This window comes from Providencia alcalifaciens, assembly GCF_020271745.1.
Lineage (GTDB): Bacteria > Pseudomonadota > Gammaproteobacteria > Enterobacterales > Enterobacteriaceae > Providencia > Providencia alcalifaciens_B.
In genome coordinates, this window is sequence record NZ_CP084296.1 from 372,527 (window position 1) to 389,379 (window position 16,853).

The 16,853-nt window shown below is 41.4% G+C and carries 15 protein-coding genes; 8 read left to right on the forward strand and 7 right to left on the reverse strand.

What is annotated here, in order from left to right; all coding sequences use genetic code 11:
* Complete coding sequence (gene rarD / locus LDO51_RS01580) at window positions 1–927, reverse strand: EamA family transporter RarD (protein WP_225576120.1); 927 nt, start codon at window positions 925–927, stop codon at window positions 1–3.
* A 643-nt stretch (window positions 928–1,570) separates the two neighbouring features.
* On the opposite strand from rarD, the gene LDO51_RS01585 reads away from it, so the two are divergent.
* The gene (locus LDO51_RS01585; protein WP_225576121.1) at window positions 1,571–2,200 is read left to right on the forward strand and encodes a response regulator transcription factor; all 630 of its coding nucleotides are present in this window, start codon (window positions 1,571–1,573) and stop codon (window positions 2,198–2,200) included.
* Between the two features lie 708 nt (window positions 2,201–2,908).
* Here the strand turns inward: LDO51_RS01585 and LDO51_RS01590 are convergent.
* From LDO51_RS01590 to LDO51_RS01600, 3 genes are all read right to left on the reverse strand, one after another.
* Entirely contained in the window at window positions 2,909–3,541 is a 633-nt protein-coding gene (locus LDO51_RS01590) for a helix-turn-helix domain-containing protein (RefSeq protein WP_225576122.1), read from the reverse strand.
* 216 nt (window positions 3,542–3,757) lie between these two features.
* The gene (rimO, locus tag LDO51_RS01595; protein WP_225576123.1) at window positions 3,758–5,092 is read right to left on the reverse strand and encodes a 30S ribosomal protein S12 methylthiotransferase RimO; all 1,335 of its coding nucleotides are present in this window, start codon (window positions 5,090–5,092) and stop codon (window positions 3,758–3,760) included.
* Window positions 5,093–5,257: 165 nt separating this feature from the next.
* Complete coding sequence (locus LDO51_RS01600; protein WP_225576124.1) at window positions 5,258–6,187, reverse strand: haloacid dehalogenase-like hydrolase; 930 nt, start codon at window positions 6,185–6,187, stop codon at window positions 5,258–5,260.
* A gap of 276 nt (window positions 6,188–6,463) precedes the next feature.
* Here LDO51_RS01600 and LDO51_RS01605 point away from each other — a divergent pair, with 276 nt between their 5' ends.
* The 5 genes from LDO51_RS01605 to efeB all read left to right on the forward strand — a co-directional run bounded on the left by LDO51_RS01605 (window position 6,464) and on the right by efeB (window position 10,508).
* Window positions 6,464–7,021: an iron transporter gene (locus LDO51_RS01605; protein ID WP_225576125.1), complete on the forward strand. Its 558-nt coding sequence runs from the start codon at window positions 6,464–6,466 to the stop codon at window positions 7,019–7,021.
* Window positions 7,022–7,122: 101 nt separating this feature from the next.
* Window positions 7,123–7,461, forward strand: coding sequence for a cupredoxin domain-containing protein (locus tag LDO51_RS01610; protein WP_225576126.1), 339 nt, complete (start codon window positions 7,123–7,125; stop codon window positions 7,459–7,461).
* 8 nt (window positions 7,462–7,469) lie between these two features.
* On the forward strand, window positions 7,470–8,327 hold the full coding sequence (locus tag LDO51_RS01615; RefSeq protein ID WP_225576127.1) for an FTR1 family iron permease: 858 nt from the start codon (window positions 7,470–7,472) through the stop codon (window positions 8,325–8,327).
* Entirely contained in the window at window positions 8,320–9,207 is an 888-nt protein-coding gene (locus tag LDO51_RS01620) for an EfeM/EfeO family lipoprotein (protein WP_225576128.1), read from the forward strand. The genes LDO51_RS01615 and LDO51_RS01620 overlap by 8 nt, the downstream gene beginning before the upstream one ends.
* A gap of 11 nt (window positions 9,208–9,218) precedes the next feature.
* The gene (efeB, locus tag LDO51_RS01625; RefSeq protein WP_225576129.1) at window positions 9,219–10,508 is read left to right on the forward strand and encodes an iron uptake transporter deferrochelatase/peroxidase subunit; all 1,290 of its coding nucleotides are present in this window, start codon (window positions 9,219–9,221) and stop codon (window positions 10,506–10,508) included.
* A gap of 89 nt (window positions 10,509–10,597) precedes the next feature.
* Here efeB and LDO51_RS01630 read toward each other — a convergent pair whose 3' ends face one another.
* From LDO51_RS01630 to LDO51_RS01640, 3 genes are all read right to left on the reverse strand, one after another.
* The gene (locus tag LDO51_RS01630) at window positions 10,598–11,332 is read right to left on the reverse strand and encodes a vWA domain-containing protein (protein ID WP_225576130.1); all 735 of its coding nucleotides are present in this window, start codon (window positions 11,330–11,332) and stop codon (window positions 10,598–10,600) included.
* A 144-nt stretch (window positions 11,333–11,476) separates the two neighbouring features.
* A complete protein-coding gene (locus LDO51_RS01635) occupies window positions 11,477–12,364 on the reverse strand; it encodes a hypothetical protein (RefSeq protein WP_225576131.1) in 888 nt (295 codons plus the stop codon).
* Window positions 12,365–12,543: 179 nt separating this feature from the next.
* Window positions 12,544–13,479: a LysR family transcriptional regulator gene (locus tag LDO51_RS01640; protein ID WP_225576132.1), complete on the reverse strand. Its 936-nt coding sequence runs from the start codon at window positions 13,477–13,479 to the stop codon at window positions 12,544–12,546.
* Window positions 13,480–13,623: 144 nt separating this feature from the next.
* Between LDO51_RS01640 and LDO51_RS01645 the strand changes: the two genes are divergently transcribed.
* Both LDO51_RS01645 and LDO51_RS01650 read left to right on the forward strand, forming a co-directional pair.
* Window positions 13,624–15,450, forward strand: a complete 1,827-nt coding sequence (locus tag LDO51_RS01645) for an adenine deaminase (protein ID WP_225576133.1) — start codon at window positions 13,624–13,626, stop codon at window positions 15,448–15,450.
* Window positions 15,450–16,793 carry an NCS2 family permease gene (locus LDO51_RS01650; protein ID WP_225576134.1) on the forward strand — a complete coding sequence of 448 codons (1,344 nt, stop codon included), beginning with the start codon at window positions 15,450–15,452 and terminating at the stop codon, window positions 16,791–16,793. Before LDO51_RS01645 ends, LDO51_RS01650 begins: the two co-directional genes overlap by 1 nt.
* Window positions 16,794–16,853 lie beyond the last annotated feature (60 nt).

The window sequence follows — 16,853 nt, forward strand, 5'->3', positions numbered from 1 at the left end:
TTAAATTTGAGGAGGTTCATCCCGCCCGGTCACATAAGGTTGGCGACGAGCGCCTTTGCCATAGCGTTTATGGAGTAGTGCTAACACACAAAATAGTAGACCAATCCAAATCAAGGTAAAGCTGACCCCTTTGACCCAATCGAAAATTTCATTAAACAGGAAAACCGCTAACAAGAATTGAATTGTTGGCTCTATATATTGCGCTAAACCAATCACCGTTAATGTTGTGCGTTTAATCGCTGCCGTGAAAAAGAGTAATGGAATGATAGTCACAGGCGCAGCCAGCATGTACAGCACTTTGGTTTGCCAATCACCATTTTCTACCGCACTCATTCCATTCGCTGATAACCACCAGGTAATACCTATCGCCAAGGGTAATAACCAGAGCGCCTCTAAAAACAGCGAGGTGATAACATCAAAACGAATAAATTTACGGATCAAACCATAAACCGCAAAGGCGCTTCCCATGACTAAGGCTAAAACGGGCAGTTCCCCATATTGAATAATTTGGTAGGCAACACCCGAGAAAATAAACACAACCGCAAGTTTTTCAGCGAAGACTAAACGCTCTCGCAAGAAAATCACACCAAGCAAGATAGAAAATAGCGGATTAATAAAATAACCCAAGCTCGCGGCCAATACTTGTCCATGAGTTAAGGCATAGGTGAAGGTTGTCCACGACACAGCCATAATCGAGGAGCTAAAAAAACACAGCACAATTGAACGTTTATCCGCCCACACTTGCTTCCACAGAGATTTATTCTTGATAAGTAACCGAATAAAAAATAAGAACGGAAGAGACCAAATCAGTCGTTGCGCCAGTAATTCCATGGCTTGAGCATCAGGAAGTAATCGATAAAACAGCGGGGTTATCCCCCAAAGGATATAAGAAAAGATAGCTAATGCTACCCCTGAACGCAGCAACATAATTTATCCGTATGAAAGTATGGTTGATTTTTTTCTCTATAATACGCCAATAACGCAAAGATAATAGGTTGAAGTGAAAACTATCACTAAGGTTATCGACCAGTTTAATCAAACTAAACATTTTTATTAATAATACGCAAACCAATATCGCAATATCTTTTAAGGAAATCATTACGTGTATTCACTCAAATTTTCAGAATACTTTGCAACTTTACTGCAATAATTTTAATGGCTTCACCACAATACATAAAAAAAACAGATAAAAAATATCAAGAAGGATGATTAATTAAATTTCATAAAATTGCTAATAGTGCTTTTTATGACTAGCATTTTGCGATATTATTACTTAGCTAAATAACATTATTTTCAGGTTATCTAGAAAACATAATAATCGTAAGACAAGCTTAAAACTCTATCTTGTTACAAAACATTAAACAGATGTTACGTTTTGACACATACTTTAACCTTTGTTTCTTTTTTATATTAAAATTAGTCAAATACTTTTTTTAATATCATTTACGTTCAGCAATAATCTATAAAAAAGAATAGTTGAAAATATATTACTATTTTCATCGGTAAATTATTCTCATTCTATTAAGCTACGTTAATTTGAATGTCAAATCCGTTTAACAGGAGTTTGGTGATGAATAGCGCCATTCATGTAATCGTTGAAAACGATAATGTCTTTAAGAATAAACTGAAATCAAAGATGGAATCTTTTGATTTTATTTTTAAATTCTATAATGACGAAGAGATATTTATTAGTACTTATACCTACCCTCAGGAAGAAAATGCAAAGGATTGTGTTTTATTATTCGTAGGCAATGACTCAAATCATATTAATAAATTAAAAAATCTTACTCAATCTTTAGCTGTCGTCCCTGTTATCGTCATCGCAGAAGAACCTTCGGCGGCACTATGCAGAGACTGTTTCAAGGCTGGAGCCTTTGATTTCTATGCATTTCCATTTGATGACAAAGTGTTTCTAAGCGCTATTCAAGGAGCTAATGAACACTTTGATAAACAAAATAAAAATCATAAAAAATATATCTATTTAGCAGATAAATTCGATCGCCTCTCTGCAAGAGAGCGTGAAATCATGGACATGATTTTAGACGGAAATACCAGTAGAGAAACTGCTGAAAAACTGTCCTTATCGCCAAGAACCGTAGAAGTACACCGTTCAAATATTTATACAAAACTAGGAATAAAATCACTACCTCAATTAATCCAAGAGTATGAATATATTAATACTTATTCTGAAAACACTTAATTCTTATTATTCAGCAGTTCTCCTTCCTGTCTAATGGTTCATCAAAAAGCCATTAGGCATTTTTTCGCTTTCGCAATTGCCCAGAAAAATATAATTAAATTTAGATTTTCATTTAGATAATCATTTAATTTAATCATTTAACTTAACTATTCACTTAACTATTCGGTTAACTATTTTTCACTATCAAACTTAACATGACAATTATGCTTTCTATTCCTCATTCATTAATTTAGCATCCTAAAATAACTATTTTTTAGTCAACAATGAAAAATTAAATAAATTGCACTATCATTTTCACACAAGGAAACTATAACTCCAGTATTAACAATAAAAACCGCATTCATAGATAAATTTAAAATCAATATATTTAGCTTAGAATAAAATATAAAACTATATGCACCCCAATAGCCATTCACTCTAACATCGAGAAAGCAAGTTCACTAAAATAAAAATCTATAGCATCAAATTAAAACCAATTCCTAAAAAAAAGCGTACTGAGCTCAACATACTTATCGACAAAATAGGTTGATAATCTTCACTCTTTTTCATTTCTTCTCTTTCGTTTCGCCGCAAGGCGTGACTGAGCCCACAATCAATATACATTGATATCTTGGGCTTAGTGATTACCGTAAGGCTGTGTGATTTGGATGCTTCGAACGTTTTCAACATTACTGCTGAAAATCAGTAGAAGCTTTTTTATTGGCGGGGTTAGAATTTATATTCACGAATATCAATCTGGTACTGCTTCAGCTTACGCCACAGCGTAGTACGCCCCATATTTAACGCTTGATGCATCTCCTGAATTTTTCCACCGTATGCCAGCGCGGCTTCGATAATTAACGCTTTTTCCACTTCATGGATGTTTAAGTCATGGAACAGATTATGTCCGTGAGTCTTCTCTGAAAGCTTTTGCCAGTAAAAGTGACACTTCAGCTTTTCACTAATTTCTCTCCCTAGGGTAAGAGTGAGTGCTAACAGTATATTGCTGTAGGTTGACTCCCCACGTAACACCAACATGGCTAGCAACCGCGTTTCATCATAAATAGGGGCAAAATAATAAGTATGTCCTTGTGAGTTAATCGGCTGGTCATCTAGCGCAGTGACCTGCATTTGAGAGAATATCCAAGATGGCAACACGGTACTGCTGTCTGATTTACAGTTAGACCATAAGGTTTGACCGTATTTATCCAACAACATCCCTTCAATATCGAAATCATGGATAGGTGATAAGCCACTAGCGATGGCTTCACTTGCCAGTTGTACCAATAACTCCGGATTAATGGAGCATGATGATTTTTCTGTAAGCTGTGCGAGTTTGGGAATTGTAAAATCAATTGTCATAATCAGCCTTATTCTTCGATAAGTATTCTCCCTGATTATGTCAACTTGCCAGTTAAGTTTTATATTCTAGATCAAGTTATGATTTGATAGATCTTGGCGGGATGATGTAGATCAAGCATTTGAAAAATAGAAAAAACTCAAAATAGTGAGTTATGTCGAAAAAAGCCTGCGAAGTGATCCGCAGGCTATATTTCGAGCTAAAAGATAGCCTGTTTTTTATTCGGTAACAACGGTGCCCCACAGGTCATATTCATCAGCATGCTCAATCTGCACTTTAACGACATCCCCTGCTTTCACATCAAACTCCCCATTGAGGTACACCATACCGTCAATTTCTGGCGCATCAGCCATACTACGACCCACTGCACCTTCGTCATCGACTTCGTCGATAATCACTAAAAGTTCGCGCCCCACTTTTTCTTGTAAGCGCTGAGTTGATATCTCTTGCTGAAGCTGCATAAAGCGATGATAACGCTCTTCTTTAATCTCTTCAGGTACTTGGTCAGCCAGTTCATTGGCTTTTGCGCCTTCAACTGGGCTGTATTTAAAGCAACCGACTCTATCTAATCGAGCTTCTTGTAAGAAATCCAACAGCATTTGGAAATCTTCTTCTGTTTCACCTGGGAAACCGACAATAAACGTCGAACGCAATGTCAGCTCAGGGCAAATTTCACGCCAGCGTTTAATACGCTCTAACGTTCTTTCTACCGCACCCGGACGTTTCATTAGTTTTAAAATTTTCGGACTGGCGTGCTGTAATGGAATATCCAAGTAAGGCAATACTTTACCTTCTGCCATTAATGGGATCACATCATCAACATGTGGGTATGGGTAAACGTAATGCAGACGAACCCAAACCCCCATAGAAGCTAACTGCTCACATAATCCCACCATGCTGGTTTTCACCGGCTGACCATCCCAAAACCCAGTACGATGTTTAACATCCACACCATAAGCAGACGTATCTTGAGAAATCACCAGTAACTCTTTAACGCCTGATTCCACTAAACGCTTGGCTTCATTTAATACATCACCAATAGCACGGCTATCTAAGTCACCACGCATAGAAGGGATGATGCAGAAAGTGCAACGGTGGTTACAGCCTTCGGATATTTTTAAGTAAGCATAATGTTTTGGCGTTAATTTTACGCCTTGTTCTGGGACTAAACTAAAGAACGGATCATGCTCTGGTTTTGGCACATAGTGATGAACGTGATTTAACACTTGTTCATAACTATGTGGGCCCGTAATTTCTAATACCTTTGGATGAACTTCACGGATTTGGTTCTCTTTTGCGCCCAGGCATCCTGTCACAATCACTTTACCATTTTCGTTCAACGCTTCGCCGATAGCTTCTAACGACTCTTGAACGGCACTATCAATAAAGCCACAGGTGTTCACGATAACCAGATCGGCATCGTCATAGCTAGGAACGACTTGGTAACCATCAGTACGCAGCTCCGTTAAGATACGCTCTGAGTCAACGAGGTTTTTGGGGCAGCCAAGCGAAACAAAGCCAATCTTTGGCACTGAATTCGTATTTTGCGACATAGCTCACTTCTTTATTATGTTATAGATATTGTTTTAAAAAATGGGCTGGATTTTACCTGAAGTATAGCGGGAATTGTATATTTTTTTAGCGATGAAAATGATATTTCGAGCGAAATTCCCGCGCTATTTCTAGTGCAGGAATTTCACTCAGAAAAACAGCAAAAATTAGCGGTTAATCGAGCGTGCGATACGGGAATAGGTGTGTCTAACTCCGCGGATCACAATACTGTAATTCAAGATATTCTCAGGTAAGGCGATGCCGTTATAACCCGAGTCACCAATATGATGTAGATCCGTTCCTGCCATTTTGCACATTAAGGCAATCTGACGAATCGTTTGCAGATCAGCCCCTTCTTGGGATGTACCAATCGCAGTCATGGTCATTACTCGCTGAGAGTGACAATAACTCACCATTTTCTGCACAAATTCCGAAGATATTCCCGGAACAGTTCCCGGTGCTGGCAGTAAAATAATATCTGCACCGCTCTTAATAAAGGAATGAATATCCTCTTCGGTAATTAACTGCTCAGCAGACGCATTGAGGACTCCCGCGGCATGCATTTTTCCCGTAATAAGAACAATATCTTCCCCCACCACCGCTTTGAGTTCTTTGAGGCTTTGGTTGATTTCTTGGTTAGTGACACCATTACCCGGATTCCCAGTCAGGACAATAATATCTGCCCCCATCTGTTTTAATTTCAGGGCATTTTTGACAGTGGCCAAACGCCCTTCTGAGATTTTCCACTGTTTATCTTGATGGGGATTATTAAACCCTGCAGGAACAGGTTCCAAATTCACACCAATCGCACGTCCTGTTAAGTGCTTTAAGGTACGGATAATGTCATCAGCTGCAATGCCTTCTGGCAACCCCTGCATCACAGGATTATTCACATCAAAAACATTCAATAGCAAAATGTCGGCGCCTTGACTTGCTGCCAGCTCCGCATTGGTGACGTTCATCAAGACAGGCTGAATAGTCCCGATAGTTTCACTCACCAGTAACCGCCCTTCACTGGCTTTAATCGCTTCCAGTAAGCTTTTCTTATTCATTTTTGCAATTTCAGAAGCGGAACAATCCAAATAACGTTTTTGCATCTCCAGCACCTCGACTTTATAGCTAATAAATACCGTTTAACATTTCGACTATAGCATATAGAACCGACTACGGTGTCTGAAGCCAATCATCTTTCAATAACTTATTTTTTATCACCAAAAAAGAAATTATTAACACTTTGATTAATATTAAATTTAAATATATTCACAGTAAGGATTGGATATAAGCCTAAAACATTCTGCTTGTTTTTTGTTAATAGTAATGATTATCATTACACCCCCCCTCTTATTTTCACTTTTTCAGGTAAGGATGTCACAATGAAATTATCTTATCAGACAGCCGTTTTGGGCTTAACCTTATTCTCTCTATCTGCCTTTGCTCAAGAGTATCCTCTCGGTCAACCTGTCATTAAAAACGGCATGGAAATCCAAGGTGTTTATTTACAGCCTATCACTATGGACACCGGAGAAGGTCATCAAAAGATGTCTCACCTGCCAGCGGATAAAGCCGACGTTCACTTAGAAGCCGACATTCGCGCGGTAGAAGAGAACCCGAATGGCTTTGCAGAAGGCGATTGGATGCCTTACTTAACTGTCGAATATACCGTCACCAAACTGGGTGATAAGCCACAGACTCAATCAGGCACCTTTATGCCGATGGTAGCAAGCGATGGTCCTCACTACGGTGAAAATATTAAACTGAACGGTAATGGTAAATATCGCGTTACCTATAAAGTTTATCCACCTTCACACAATCAACAAGTCGCTTTCGGCCGCCACATTGATAAAGAAACCGGGGTTGCTCCTTGGTTCGAACCGTTCGAAGTCTCTTGGGACTTTGACTATGCCGGCATTGGTCGCAAAGGCAGTTACTAATTTTTCAATCATGCGCTGAGGGCTTTCGCGGGGGTAATATTCTGTGCGAGCCCTTTTTCGCTAGTAAGGAACTCTCAATTTTCAATAAGTTTGAGCCAACGATGAAAACATTACTCCGCTTTTTACTGGTATTTATTTGTGCAGTACTTCCGCAATCTGCCCTAAGCGCCGAAAAATATACCGTTGAATTAGAAATGAAAAATGGGGATTTAATCCCACGCGTTCTGGAAGTGCCAGCAAAAACTATTATTCGTATCAAAATTACCAATACAGGCACTGAACCCGCAGAGTTCGAAAGTTTACAACTGCGCAAAGAAAAAGTATTGGCGCCCGGAGCCAGTTCCGTGGTGGTTATTGCACCTTTAAAACCAGGTAGTTACACATTTTTCGACGATTTCCATCTGTCACATCCAAAAGGCGAGATCATCGCTAAAGAGTAGGATTCAACATGGGACAAGTTCTCTTTGTAGTTTGGCGCGAAAGTTTTGAAGCGCTGTTAGTGATCGGCATCATTTATGCGTGGATAAAACGCCACCCTGATGCTCGCAACGGGATGAAATACCTATGGGGCGGCGTTGGACTCGGTATCGCCATGTCCATCTTACTCGCTCTGCTGATTTATGGCGTATTCAATGTCCTTGATGACACCGGACAATCTATTTTCATGATAGTCATGGAGATCCTCGCCTGTATCTTGATTGTTCAAATGGTCTATTGGATGAACAAAAGCGGCGGCTCGATGAAAAAAGAGCTGGAATCAGGTATCAATCGTAATGCCGAACACCATAGTTGGTGGGGTGCGACCTTAATCATCGCCATCGCAATTGCCCGTGAAGGCAGCGAAATTGTTGTTTTCCTTTCCAGTTTTATCATGTCGTTAACCGCTGAAAATGCTAACGAATTTATCTTTGAAGTTGCCGCAGGTATCGTTATTGCAGGCATGACTCTGTATGCCTTCTTATTAACTAACCGAATTATTTCATGGAAAATTTTCTTTAAAGTCACTGGCGTGATTTTACTGTTCCTCGCCCTCTCCTTATTACTCCGAGGCGTTGAAGAGATTTCAAACTTAATGATTGAGTTTGACTATCCAATTCCTGAATTTTTAATCTACCCTGCATGGGATACCAGCGCATTACTGGATGACTCCGGTGTGGTTGGCAACTTTATCTCATCATTCTTTGCATACCGTTCACAGCCAATTTGGCTCAGTGTCATCACCTTTGTTGTCTATTGGATTGTGATCCTCGCACTGTTTGTTTGGAGCAAAAACCATGCCGCTAAACGGAACTTACAAAATGCGTAAAATCACCCGCTTAGCCATAAGCGTAATCGTCGCGTCACTCATGGCATCTACTGCCTATGGCAAAGCCCTACGCTCCCCTGTGCAAACAGGGGACAACATTATCATTGCTAAGGGGGATATTCCTACCCCTGAAAAATATCAGCCTGCCATTCAAGAATACTTATCTTTCGTCAACAATGAGTTAAGTGAAATGGTGGTGCAATTAGAAAAGCTCAATCAAAGTGTCCAAAAAGGCCAATTAGCGCAGGCGAAAGCGGCCTATATTCAAGCCCACCAGCACTATGAAACCGTGCGTCCAGTCATTGTGCTATTTGGTAATACCGACCGAACTATCAACTCTCGAGCGGATTATTTTCTGGATAAAGAAAAAGATTACCGCTTCGTAGGATTTCACTTGGTTGAATATCTCCTATTTTCCAAACAAGATCTCAAAGCGGCGCTGCCAGCTTCTGATGAATTACGATTAAAAGGGCGCGATCTGCAAAAACGAGTCCTGACCGAAACCATTGAAATACCGAAACTAGTGCAAGCTTCCGCCGATTTTGTGGAGATGATCCTCGAAATCAAACTATCGGGACAAGAGAATATTTATAGCCTCTCTGACCTGTCGGATATGGCGGCAAATATCAAGGGGTCTCAGGCCATCATCGAGGTGATCAGCCCGTTTATTGAATCCAAGACCCTTGATCAGATAAAAGAAAATGATCAAAAAATTAATAAAATTGTGCAGTCATATCAATTAGCTAAAGGTCAATACGCGCCTTATAGCCAGCTAAAACAACAAGACAAAATGGCGCTCTATTCCCTGTTAACGCAACAAGCTGAACTGCTCGCGACATTACGCGCTCAGTTGGATGTTGATGTTTACTATAAATATTAAGGCATAAATTTATGCAAGATAAACTAAAAAGCGAGTCACAACCTTTGGGGTTTTCTCAATCTAAAGTATCTCGCCGCCATGCGCTAAAAACCTTAGTCATGGGGGGCGCTATCCTTGCTGCACCCGCCCTCAGTGCTAAAGCATCCATTGCGGATTGCGAGCTGACTTATGACAAAAGCATCAATTATTTAGGTTCACACCAAGCAGGCGTGTTAACCCCAGAACAGAAAAATGCTTCATTTATCGCTTTTCGAATCACGTCGACGACTCTTGATGAGCTGCAAACGCTGTTCACAGTATTAACTCAACGTATTGCCTTTCTGACCCAAGTACAAAAATCTACGCCGAATCAGAATGATAAAATGCCTCCCGCAGAGTCTGGGATTTTAGGTACCCTCATTCAGCCTGATGCCCTAAGTGTCACGGTCTCCTTGGGAGATAGCTTATTTGATTCACGCTTTGGATTAGAAAAGCTTAAACCGAGCCAATTGGTGGAAATGACCAGCTTCCCGAACGACCGTTTAGAAGACAAATGGTGTGGTGGCGATGTGGTGCTGCAAATTTGTGCCAATAGCCAAGAAAGTGTGATTTATGCGCTGCGTGATATACTTCGCCATACTTCACCTTATTGTTTCCCGCTATGGAAAATCGATGGGTTCTTACCATCAAGGGATATCGATAAACGCTCTACCCCAATTAATTTATTTGGCTTTAAAGATGGCACCGGTAATGCACCAACCGATGATAGCAAATTAATGGATGAACTAATTTGGGTCACGGAAGATAGCAAAGAGCCAGCCTGGTGTGTCGGTGGAACCTACCAAGCCGTTCGCCTAATTCGTTTTAATCTCGAATTTTGGGATAGAACCCCACTGGAAGATCAAGAAAATGACTTTGGACGCCATAAAGCAACAGGCGCGCCAATGGGGATGAAGTCCGAAATGGATGACCCCGCGTTCGACAAAGATCCTCACGGTGACCGCGTCTTATTTGACTCCCATATGCGCCGTGCCGAACCAAGAAACCCAACTCGCTATACCGCAAAATTACGCCGCCGCAGTTACAGCTATTCCCTCGGCTTAACCGATAACGGCGCATTGGATATGGGGCTGATTTTTGTTTCATATCAAAAGAACTTAAAAACTGGTTTTATTGATACTCAAAAACGGTTAAATGGCGAACCACTGGAGCGCTATATTAAACCGTTTGGTGGTGGTTACTATTTCGTTTTACCCGGTATTCAATCAGAGCAAGACCAACTCGCTAAAGAATTATTTGCCGCGCTGAAAGCCACTAAATAACGTCATAAAAAAGGCCCCGACTATTATTTCGGGGCCTTCAGCATCTTCATTTACAACACGTTCATTTACAGACTGATTTTATTATCTTCTTATTTTTTGCGATCCTTCGCGTCTTGCTCAACTTCCTGTTTCCATTCCTCTGATATTGGTGCGGCATTCTGTTTTGCTTCTACGGCTTTATTGACTGCTTTATACGCCTTATCGTAACCCGTGCCATCTTGGACATAACCTGTGGCATTAGAACTCTTAATACCGATATTATCCGCAGCCGTAATCGCATCAATATTGGCACCTAAGAAAATAAAGTCCCATTTATCCTCAACTTCTGCAGATTTAATCATAGATTTAATCTTAGACTGACTGTATTTCGTACTACTGTTCTCTTCACCGTCAGTAATAATCACAAACAACACATTATTATTCTTTGTGATTTTTCTATTCTCACGCATTTTTACCATGGTATCGCCAATGGCATCTAATAATGCGGTGTTTCCACCGACAGAGTAGTCATCCAGCGTGAGATTTTTAACTTTATCAATGGGTTCTCTATTGTGTAATAAACTGCTTTTATTATTAAACAACACCGTAGTAATAAAGGTTTTACCCGCTTTATTTCTATTTTCTGTCAGCACGCTGTTATATCCGCCGACAGTGTCAGATTCAAAACCAGACATGGAACCGCTTTTATCCAAGATAAACACTAAGTCTAATACTTCAGAATCTTTAACTGGTTCAATAATGGATTTAGCGCCAGAGACGCTGGAAAAAAAGAGTAGGAATACGGCAGATATAGCAGTAAAAAATGAAGTCTTAAATAAATTCATCACTGAGCCTCTTTATCATATTATCCTGACGAAACTACCTCTTAGTTTCCGTGTTTCAACGGGATATCACATAAGATTTCTCTGCTTAATTTATAAGCAAATTCCTAATTATAAAGACGCTCAGATAAATTTGATGGAATATACTTATCTTACCCACACACCATAATTTCTGAGTTTATTAATTTCTTTTATAAATCCATTAAGTTTTATATATTCTTCAGCCACATTGCTGGAAGGACTTTCAGTATATGTTTCGACTAACTGAACAGTTAATTGATGATATTGTTTATTCAAGTCTTGATGAATATCGACTTTGTTCGCATTTTTCAGCATTTCTGTCAACGCTATAATCTGATTAGCCACCGATTGAACCTGTGGATCACTGAAAGCCGCTTGAGGTACTTGATAACTTAAATGCTGACTAATCGAGTTATTGTCTTCATTTTGCTGTGAATTAGGTACTAAATTTTGGTCGTGTTCGTTCGCAAAATATTCAATTAGCTCTGATTGATCAAAACACTTTGATTTAATATCTTCTTGCTTGTATTGCTTATTCTCGGCACCCGGCAACGCTTCGCCAATTGGGTAAGTGCAACGGAATAAATTGCCATCAATCACCGTAGCATTACTGCTTTTGATAGGTAAGCTTAATTCATGCCCATAAATAGTGACATTTCGCGGTGCTGGTTGATAACCCTTATATTTATCTTGCTCGGTATACACTTCAGAGAATGTGTAATATACCCCATGATTAGGGTTTAGGATCCCCCCTGAGTTATGTTCAAACACCATAAATTTGGTGACATTTCCTGCACCATCTTCAAGCGTATGTTCACCACTGGCTAATGATACTGCTCCATACTGGCCAGGCTCGACCTGATAATCTTTACCATCCACTTTAAAGGAAATCGTGCTTTCTGTCGGATTGCTATAATAAAACTTTCCTTTATTTCCCATAATATTGAGATCACCACAGGCAGTAACCAATAGCATTACTGTTGTGAGCAGGCTGGCTTTCAATATAGCTTTCATGTATATCCTCAACATATTACACATCAAAAAAAAGACCAAAAAATAAACAGCCAAGGGGGATGATTTTATTCATCTCAATAAAAATAGTTTTACCATTAGTGCTTAGCACTCCTTAATCGTTAAAAATCAAACAATAATGGCAAACTATAAAAAATTAGGTATAGAAAAGCGCTATTAAATTAAGATTGATGAGTAGGCGTGCGACGTAATGCTTTAAATAATAGCTGGAAAACAGATTCCATCATTGGTGTTAGCGTTTGGCTATTACGCATTAATGATATTGAACGCGTTAATGCGGGTTGTTGTAACTGTAAAACTTTTAGCTCAGGATCCCGTAAATGCACCGTATATAACTGAGGCAAAATGCCAATCGCTAATTTCGATCTCACTAATCCATATAAGGTTTCAATATAATCGACTTGATATCGAGGATTAATATTAAAACGATTACTTTCAATTGTTGCGCTCACTAATCGATTAATATTTCCTTTTGAAAACATGGCAATATCACGATTATTTAAACATTTCCACGGCAGATGAAATGTATTATCTGAAATAAATTCATCACAGTGGATCACCGCAACAAATGGGTCATCCTGCAAAGGGTATAAGGTTAACTCTTCAGGAACGGAGCTATCTAATACGCCTATCCCAAAATCAATTTCGTTATTCACCAATTTATTCACTAATGCGTCATTAGTTTGGTCATAAAACTCCACATTCAGCTTAGGAAAATATTGCTGTAATTGTTCAGGAATAATCGGGAATAATAACGAGCTGACGGAAGGAACCAACCCAATTCGCAATGTGCCATTGCCACCCTCTTCGATAATTTTTTGAATATCGCTGAAGCCTCGGTGGGAAACACTTAAAATACGCTCCGCATGCGGTAAGATTGCGGCGCCTAGCTCCGTCAATGTCACTGACGCTGCCGTACGGTTAATCAACTTACCGCCAATCACAGTTTCAATCTGCCGTATCGCGCTGCTCAATGCTGGCTGACTCACCGCTAAACGATTTGCGGTTTCGGTAAAATGACGCAGATGTGTCAGAGTCACAAAATATTGCAACTGCTTTAGTGTTAATGCCGGAAGGCGCTGCCATGGCTCAGTCATTGTATTTCCTCGCAAATCGGATCGTCATTCTTATCATGATGGGCTGCATTATAACCTCTCTTTATGATTCGATAAATTTTATCATCTTGGCAAACGTTTGCCTTGCTCATAAAGTAGCGACATAAATCTTTGAGATGGTGTTTTATGAAGCTAACAAATCAAACTCGACGTCGCGCGGTACAAGCCGCAAAAGGCGAAATGCCTTTTGACCTTTTACTCACCAATGCCAATATTATCGATATGGTCACTGGGGAAATTCGACCTGCGGATATCGGTATCATTGAAGGGCTGATTGCCAGCGTACATCCAACAGGAAGTCGTACTGATAGCCATGAAACCCATAATTTATCAGGAAAATTTATTTCCCCGGGTTTTATTGATACCCACGTTCATTTAGAAAGTTCCCACCTTCCCCCTGCTCGTTATGCTGACATTGTCCTCACACAAGGCACCACCGCCGTATTTTGGGATCCCCATGAACTTGCCAACGTATTGGGATTAGATGGCGTACGCTATGCCATTGATGCTAGCCGTAATTTACCGCTTGATGTGATGGTTGCCGCCCCTTCTTCTGTGCCTTCAACACCAGGATTGGAAATGTCAGGTGCAGACTTTGCAGGACAAGAGATGTCCACAATGTTGAGCTGGTCGGAAGTCCGTGGCGTAGCGGAAGTGATGGATATGTTCGGCGTGCTAAATGGCAGCGAACGCATGGAAGAGATCCTCGAAGCAGGATTAAGCTCCGGCAAAATCATTGAAGGCCATGCCCGCGGATTAAAAGGTGCTGATTTACAAGCTTATCTTGCTGCTGGCGTTACCTCCGACCACGAACTCACTTCCGCGGAAGATGCCCTTGAAAAACTACGTGCGGGGCTGACATTGGAAATTCGAGGCTCTCACCCTTACCTGCTCCCTGAAATTGTGGCGGCATTGCAAACACTGCCTCATTTATCCTCACAAATCACGGTATGCACAGATGATGTTCCACCGGATATATTGATTGAAAAAGGCGGTGTCATTGCTCTGCTGAATTTATTAATTGAACACGGTATGCAAGCCACTGATGTGCTACGCTTTGCCACACTCAATGGGGCAATTCGCTTACAGCGCAACGATTTAGGTTTGATAGCTGCTGGCCGCCGAGCCAACTTAGTGGTTCTTGATTCTCTCGATACCTTAAAAGCGCAGCAAGTTTATGTTGACGGTAAAAAAGTGGCAGAAAATGGGCAACTTATTTCGCCGATTGCCACTGAAAATACGATTTTACCACCACGCGATACCATGCACCTGACACCAATCTCACCTCAGGATTGCCAGCTTCAATTAGCTGACTTACAAAATGGTACTGCGCGCTTACGCCATATTAGCGGCGCCCGCTTTACTCAGTGGGGAGAGGTCGATGTTCAAGTCGAAAATGGTATCGTGCTACTGCCTGATGAATTTAGTTTGATCCGCGTACAACATCGCCATGGACGCCATGACGCCAAACCACAAATTGCCTTACTAAAAGGATGGGGAGAATTACGCGGCGCCATAGCCACCAGCTACTCCCATGATTCCCATAACCTTGTGGTGCTCGGTCGTGATGCCAACGATATGGCAATGGCTGCCAACCTACTGATTGAAAGTGGTGGCGGTATGGCGTTAGTTCAAGACGGCAAGATCCTTGCTCATGTGGCCATGCCCATTGCAGGTATGCTCTCGGAATTACCTGCACCTGAGCTGGCAGAACAATTTCGCCAACTTAGAGAATTAAGCAGTCAAATTGCTGACTGGGAACCGCCATATCGCGTATTTAAAGCCATCGAAGGCACTTGTCTTGCCTGCAATGCTGGCCCACATTTAACCGATTTAGGGCTGACTTGCGGAACCACTCGCCAGATAGTTGACGCCGTCTTAGAACGAACCCAAAGCAATAGCGGTATTAAAAACACTCATCCAATAAAAAATAATGATAGGAGCGCCAATTAATGGCTAACGATTCTCTTCATCAGCCAACATCAGGGAGTTGGTTAGAAAGGCGTTTTGCACTGCGTGAACGTGGCAGTTCAATCAGAACAGAATGCCTCGCCGGAGCCACTGGGTTCCTTGCAGCCGCCTATTTGCTGGTGGTTATTCCCGGACTGTTAGCTGCCGGTGGTATGGATAAAGGCGCGGCGACCACAGGCACTATCATCGTGTTTGTCCTCGCCAGCCTATTAATGGCGTTCTACGCCAACCTGCCTTTTATTGTCGGTCCCGGTATTGGTGGCTCGGTGTTGGTGGGGGTCACGCTTGCAGGCAGTGAAGGGATTGATTGGCAAATCGGCTTAGGTATCGCCTGCTGGTCTGGCATTTTATTTTTCCTGTTAACCAAATTTGGTTTGCGCGAAGTGGTGACTCGTTCTGTTCCACAATCCATTAAACTGGGCTTAACGGCATCGATTGGGCTATTCGTCGCAGTACTAGGTTTTCGTAACGCAGGTCTGGTATTAGCCAACCCAAAAACTAACGCATTAATGCTGGGGGATTTTCTCTCTCCAGGCGCCTTAGTCGCTCTTGCGGGCTTCTTTGTAGCGATCGCATTACAAGCTCGCCGTATTCCCGGTGGGATCTTATGGGCCATTTTGTTCGCCACCCTACTGGGTATTCCGTTCGGTGTCACAAAGTTACCAGAAAGTTTTATTGGCATGCCCCATTCTATTGCGCCTGTCTTAGGTCAAGTGGATTTAATTGGCGCCTTAAACATCACCTTCTTACCTTTCTTGTTTGTGTTCTTCGCCGCGGAGTTTTTCTCCACCATGGGAACCACATTAGCCGTCGGTGGCGAAGCCGGATTACTGGATAAAGAAGGCAATATGCCGAATATCAACCGCCCGTTTATTGTGGATTCCATCGCAGCAGCATTAGGTCCTATGGTTGGTATCCCTGCGGCAACTGCATTAATTGAATCTTCAGCGGCGGCGGAAGCGGGTGGTAAAACGGGTATGACAGCATTAGCGGCGGCGTTCATGTTCCTGCTTATGTTACTGTTTACCCCAATCGCGTTAATGATCCCGGCGCAAGCCACCGCACCTGCGCTGATTTTAATTGGCTTAAATATGTTCAGCGGATTACGTAAAGTGGATTTAGCTAATTTTACCGATGGTCTGCCAGTATTAATGATGGTGATGATCACGTTAATCGCGAACAGTTTCGGTACAGGGATTGCAGGCGGGTTACTGTTTTATATCTTAATTAAAGCGGTGGCAGGCAAGTGGCGTGAAATTCCAATCAGTCTGTGGATCCTCGCAGTGCCATTAGTGTATTACTTCTCAACGTTAGTGAAGCACTAAATCTGCTCCCCTCTTTATTAAACCTCTTTATTAAAATAGCCTCTATTTGAGGCTATTTTT

Bases quoted from the DNA above. Each gene is read 5' to 3' on its own strand.
- LDO51_RS01600 (WP_225576124.1), bottom strand. From the start codon at position 6,187: ATGCAAAAACGTTATTTGGATTGTTCCGCTTCTGAAATTGCAAAAATG.
- LDO51_RS01605 (WP_225576125.1), top strand. From the start codon at position 6,464: ATGAAATTATCTTATCAGACAGCCGTTTTGGGCTTAACCTTATTCTCT.
- LDO51_RS01620 (WP_225576128.1), top strand. From the start codon at position 8,320: ATGCGTAAAATCACCCGCTTAGCCATAAGCGTAATCGTCGCGTCACTC.
- LDO51_RS01590 (WP_225576122.1), bottom strand. From the start codon at position 3,541: ATGACAATTGATTTTACAATTCCCAAACTCGCACAGCTTACAGAAAAA.
- rimO (WP_225576123.1), bottom strand. From the start codon at position 5,092: ATGTCGCAAAATACGAATTCAGTGCCAAAGATTGGCTTTGTTTCGCTT.
- LDO51_RS01650 (WP_225576134.1), top strand. From the start codon at position 15,450: ATGGCTAACGATTCTCTTCATCAGCCAACATCAGGGAGTTGGTTAGAA.
- LDO51_RS01645 (WP_225576133.1), top strand. From the start codon at position 13,624: ATGAAGCTAACAAATCAAACTCGACGTCGCGCGGTACAAGCCGCAAAA.
- rarD (WP_225576120.1), bottom strand. From the start codon at position 927: ATGTTGCTGCGTTCAGGGGTAGCATTAGCTATCTTTTCTTATATCCTT.
- LDO51_RS01635 (WP_225576131.1), bottom strand. From the start codon at position 12,364: ATGAAAGCTATATTGAAAGCCAGCCTGCTCACAACAGTAATGCTATTG.
- LDO51_RS01615 (WP_225576127.1), top strand. From the start codon at position 7,470: ATGGGACAAGTTCTCTTTGTAGTTTGGCGCGAAAGTTTTGAAGCGCTG.
- LDO51_RS01585 (WP_225576121.1), top strand. From the start codon at position 1,571: ATGAATAGCGCCATTCATGTAATCGTTGAAAACGATAATGTCTTTAAG.
- LDO51_RS01610 (WP_225576126.1), top strand. From the start codon at position 7,123: ATGAAAACATTACTCCGCTTTTTACTGGTATTTATTTGTGCAGTACTT.
- LDO51_RS01640 (WP_225576132.1), bottom strand. From the start codon at position 13,479: ATGACTGAGCCATGGCAGCGCCTTCCGGCATTAACACTAAAGCAGTTG.
- efeB (WP_225576129.1), top strand. From the start codon at position 9,219: ATGCAAGATAAACTAAAAAGCGAGTCACAACCTTTGGGGTTTTCTCAA.
- LDO51_RS01630 (WP_225576130.1), bottom strand. From the start codon at position 11,332: ATGAATTTATTTAAGACTTCATTTTTTACTGCTATATCTGCCGTATTC.